The 228-nt window shown below is 40.8% G+C and carries 1 protein-coding gene; it reads left to right on the top strand.

Annotated elements, in window-relative coordinates:
• Nucleotides 1-228 (top strand): proton-conducting transporter membrane subunit (locus tag ACFINC_RS11295; RefSeq protein WP_375617263.1); only part of this gene is annotated, 228 nt, incomplete at both ends.

Here is a 228-nt window from a genome sequence, read left to right as displayed (position 1 = left end):
TATTTATTTTATCTCTTTTAACTTTCAAAATTTCTGCTATCCCATTTCATATGTGGACACCTGATGTTTACGACGGTGCACCAACACCGATTACAGCATTTTTTGCTGGGGCGCCTAAAGTTGCTGCAATGGCTTTAATCATCCGTATTATTGTGATGACCTTTATTCCCCTAGGGCATGTTGATAGCGCGATGCCTGCATGGCAACAAATTTTGGTTTTCATGGCAC

It is taken from the genome of Bartonella sp. AP58NXGY (assembly GCF_042195785.1).
Lineage (GTDB): Bacteria > Pseudomonadota > Alphaproteobacteria > Rhizobiales > Rhizobiaceae > Bartonella.
This window is presented reverse-complemented; position numbering and strand designations above follow the sequence as displayed.